At 41.3% G+C, this 1,649-nt stretch carries 2 protein-coding genes; one reads left to right on the forward strand and one right to left on the reverse strand.

From position 1 onward, the window contains the following. The first annotated feature begins 7 nt into the window (after positions 1-7). Positions 8-865 (forward strand): DUF975 family protein, encoded by an 858-nt coding sequence (locus WKI42_RS10285; RefSeq protein ID WP_368081873.1) that lies wholly within the window; start codon positions 8-10, stop codon positions 863-865. 25 nt (positions 866-890) lie between these two features. Here the strand turns inward: WKI42_RS10285 and pcp are convergent, their stop codons facing one another. Further along, positions 891-1,535, reverse strand: coding sequence for a pyroglutamyl-peptidase I (pcp, locus tag WKI42_RS10290; RefSeq protein WP_261229038.1), 645 nt, complete (start codon positions 1,533-1,535; stop codon positions 891-893). Positions 1,536-1,649 lie beyond the last annotated feature (114 nt).

A 1,649-nucleotide genomic window follows, 5' to 3' on the forward strand; every position in this document is an offset into this window, starting at 1 on the left:
TGAGAGAATGAAATACCCAAAAATTGATTTAAAAACCATTCGTCTGCAGGCTAGACAATTTCAATCTGAAAATCCCCGCCTCTTTCTCGTCTATCTCTTACCTAGCATGCTGGTCATCTTGTCTGGCTTCCTCAATCCCTTAGAGCGTATCAACGAAGCAATTTTAGAACAACCCTTTTTAAGCGTGTTTGGTCATGTATTCCAAGCCTACCTCTTTCCATTATTAGTTTCCTTTATCGGAACAATACTTCTAACCAGTTCAGTCTATACAACCCTAAAACTCATCAAGAATCCAGATACAGAACTATCCATCAAAAATAGTCTCACTCTCTTTAACGAAGAGTACTTTTCACAAACCTTTTTGACTCTCCTTCTCAAACGTTTCTATCTCTTCTTATGGAGCATTCCTAGTTTGCTTGGAATTTACTTCCTTTTTTACAGTAGCTTTCTTGCAAAGAAATTCGTTGCCCTTCACCCTGAGTTTCCCAATCTGGATCTCACGTCAGTTGAAACTGAGCGTTTCCTCATGGCCTTTGGTCTTTACTTTCTAGCAAGTGTCCTCTTGATGATTGTCGGAAATAGTCTCTATATTCCACAATACTATGCCTATTCACAGGTAGAATTTCTCCTCTGTGACACTCTAGACTTAGGACAAGCCAAACCAGGACAAATCCTAAAAACCAGCCGTTTCCTGATGAAAGGCTACAAATTTCAACGCTTTATTCTAGACCTACAACTCCTTCCTTGGTACTTCCTCAATTGGATTACCTTTGGGATTGCTAGTTTCTCACTCCTACCCTACATTCAAATCAATAAAATAATTTTCTACCGATCTATACTGGCTCAAAAACGTCCAAAAGCTTGAAGGTTTTCCCTCAAGCTTTTTTCTATCAATGAGTTTCTCCGCCTACCAACTTGAGGTCCTGATCTCCATGTTCGATAATGGCGCCGATTGCCGCTTCTATCCCTCGCCTAATATCCACTAAACTCATAGCTGGAGTAGTCGGTCGATTCACCACCTGTTCCATCATATAAGGAATATGCATAAAACCTGCCTTAATATGTGGAAATTTCTTTTCTACCAAATAGAGGACCTGATACATCAAATGATTGCAGACAAAAGTCCCTGCCGTATTGGAAACAGAGGCCGGCAAGCCCTCTTTTTTTATAGCTTGGACCATCGCTTTAATCGGCAGACTACTAAAGTAGGCAGGAGCACCATCTGGACGAATAGGAAGGTCAATCGGTTGATTACCTTCGTTATCAGGAATGCGTGCATCGTCTTGGTTAATGGCCACTCGTTCAGGTGTCAAGCTAGATCTTCCACCAGCTTGCCCAATACAAAGGACAAAGTCCGGTTGATAGCGGTTCATCTCTTCTTCCAATACTTGAGCCGATTTGTGAAAGACTGTTGGCACTTCTAACCAACGGACCTCAGCACCATGGATTTCAGCTGGTAAACCTTTAACTGCCTCCAAAGCTGGATTGACCTTTTCCCCTCCAAAGGGCTCAAAACCTGTCACTAATACTTTCATTTCTAACTCCTTACAACCAATTCCATGAAACACTTTTTCCGACAATAAAACAAGTATAACATATTTCCCTTATTCTCGAGTGAAAAGGACTAGAGAGACTAGGATTGGTCTCTG

It is taken from the genome of Streptococcus pseudopneumoniae (genome assembly GCF_038148935.1).
GTDB classification, from domain to species: domain Bacteria; phylum Bacillota; class Bacilli; order Lactobacillales; family Streptococcaceae; genus Streptococcus; species Streptococcus pseudopneumoniae_U.